This window comes from Streptomyces sp. NPDC044571, assembly GCF_040647115.1.
GTDB lineage: Bacteria > Actinomycetota > Actinomycetes > Streptomycetales > Streptomycetaceae > Streptomyces.
In genome coordinates this window covers 1-1,200 of the sequence record NZ_JBEZBN010000141.1, presented here as the reverse complement: position 1 = coordinate 1,200, position 1,200 = coordinate 1, and the positions used below count along the sequence as shown (strand labels likewise).

At 74.0% G+C, this 1,200-nt stretch carries 1 protein-coding gene and 1 pseudogene; both read right to left on the bottom strand.

Annotated elements, in window-relative coordinates:
- Positions 1–388 (bottom strand): annotated as a pseudogene (locus AB0B01_RS30825) (hypothetical protein); the annotation flags it as partial.
- Positions 372–986, bottom strand: coding sequence for a TetR family transcriptional regulator (locus AB0B01_RS30820; RefSeq protein WP_361726284.1), 615 nt, complete (start codon positions 984–986; stop codon positions 372–374). The gene AB0B01_RS30820 and the pseudogene AB0B01_RS30825, both read right to left, overlap by 17 nt.
- Positions 987–1,200: the final 214 nt, after the last annotated feature.

Below are 1,200 nucleotides of genomic sequence, written 5' to 3'. Positions count from 1 at the left end.
GAGCACGCCCGCCCGCACCATCTCCTTGACGGGGTGTCGGTCCAGGTCGGTCACCGCGCGGGCCCGGCTGCGCCTCCGCCCAGGGTGCGGCGTGCAAGCCGTGGGTGACGGCGGTCCGCATGAGCTCGTGCCAGTGGGGGTGGAACTCCACCTCGTCGATGCGGTGGCCGTAGCGGTCGTGGGTGCGCAGCACCGGCGGGTTCTCGTTGACGAGGCGCCCCCATTCCGCGGCCTGCTCCGAGCCGGCGAGGACGCCCAGGCGGTGGATCTCGGGTACGGCCCACTCCGCACCCTCGCGGGAGACCGCCTCCAGCAGTGCGGGGTCGGCAGCCGCGTCGTAACCGTGGTGCGGGGGCACCTGGTTGGTGACCTCATGCGTCTGCGGCATCGTGTCCTCCCAGGGCACGCAGGGTGAAGGTGATCAGGGCGGGGATGACCTCGCCGGGGGCGGCGTCACCGTCGGCGAGCGGCCCGACGAGCGCTTCGGCGATGGCGCCGACCAGCGCGGCCGCGGTCAACTCGGGTGACTGCGCGGGCAGTTCACCGGTCGCCACGCCCGCGGCGATCTGCCGGGCGTACACGTCGCGGAACGCACGGCGGAAGACGAGCCGTTCGGTGTCGACCGCCGGGTCGGCGGGCTCGGCCAGCAGGGCGAAGGCGCGTCGCGGGGCCTGCAAGGCGCGGGCGGCGAAGGTCTCGACGGCGGCGGCCACCCGCTCGGCCGCCGTTCCGGGCCGGTCCGCGGCGGCGGCGACCGCCTGCACCTCGCGGGCCACCAGGGTCCGGAAGAGGGCGGCGGCCAGCTCGGACTTGCCGGAGAACGACTGGTAGACGCTGCCGGTGGAGATCTTCGCCTCGGCCGCGATGGCGGCGACCGAGCAGCCGGCGTACCCCTCGCGGGAGAGCAGGCGGACGGCGGCTTCGAGCACGCGGTCGCGCCGGGCGTCGAGGCGGGCCTGTACGGCAGGCGGTCGTCGGTAGGGCATGTGAAGGATTGAAGCAATGATTCACTGCTTCACGCCAGACCTCCGGTGGAGGCGGTCCGGTGGGGGCGGACGCCATGGCCGGGCGGGGTGACTGTGGCTGCGGCCGCCATGGGCACGGGCGGACGTTCTCGTACAGCGCCCGCGACTCGTCGATGACCGGCTCGGGCAGTGCTCCGGGCCAGCTGACGACCAGCTCGTGCCCATCGGCGTTCAA

What these genes read in the sequence shown, in the direction of transcription:
- AB0B01_RS30820 (WP_361726284.1), bottom strand. Translation starts at nt 986, where the DNA reads ATGCCCTACCGACGACCGCCTGCCGTACAGGCCCGCCTCGACGCCCGG.